The 832-nt window shown below is 72.8% G+C and carries 1 protein-coding gene; it reads left to right on the plus strand.

Going from position 1 to position 832, the window contains the following annotated elements:
* Positions 1-698: L-histidine N(alpha)-methyltransferase (locus tag HMPREF3086_RS17160; RefSeq protein ID WP_141764155.1), on the plus strand; the 698-nt coding region annotated here is incomplete at its 5' end.
* Positions 699-832 lie beyond the last annotated feature (134 nt).

Raw genomic sequence — 832 nt, forward strand, 5'->3', positions numbered from 1 at the left:
CCGGCGCTGCCCCTCCCGCCGGCGCGGCGGCCGAGGCGTCGCCGCTCTTCGTGCCCGTCGACATCTCCACCGAGATGCTCTTCGACTCCGCCCGCGCCCTCGCCGCCGAGTATCCGGGCCTGCGGGTCGAGCCCGTCGTCGCCGACCTCACCGCCCTCGACGGGCCCCTGCCCGGCGAACCTGGCGGCCGGCTCGTGCTGTTCCTCGGCGGGACGGTCGGAAACTTCAGCGAAGCCCAGCGTGCGGACTTCCTCGACATGCTGCGCGGCGTCATGGACCCCGGCGACCGCCTGGGACTGGGCTTCGACCTGGTCAAGGACCCCGCGCGCCTGGTCGCGGCCTACAACGACGCCGACGGTGTCACCGCGGAGTTCAACCTCAACATGCTCGACGTCATCTCCCGCACTGTCGAGGCCCGGGGCCTGGACCGCAGGGATTTTCGGCACGAGGCGGTGTGGAACGCCGAGGAGAGCAGGATCGAGATGTGGCTGCGGGCCATCCGCGACGTGCGCATCGACTTCCCGACGCTGGGGCGCTCCCGGACCCTCGACGTCGGGGCGGGCATCCGCACCGAGATCGCGCGGAAGTTCGAGCCGTACGCCCTCATGGACGAACTCGCGGGGCACGGCTTCCTCCGCGGGCCCGTGTGGACCGACGACGCCGGTGACTTCGGGCTGGCCCTTGTCGTCGTCGACTGACAGGCACCTCAGCATGGCCACGCCGGACGGACCCGACCTCGCCGCGCGCGCCCGCGACCTGCTCGACGACGCGCGCGTCGCCGAGGCGGCCATCGACACGGCCGCGGCGACGCTGTTCCGTCTCGGCGGGGACG

This window comes from Dietzia sp. HMSC21D01 (assembly GCF_001815995.1).
In the GTDB taxonomy this organism is placed as follows: Bacteria; Actinomycetota; Actinomycetes; order Mycobacteriales; family Mycobacteriaceae; genus Dietzia; species Dietzia cinnamea.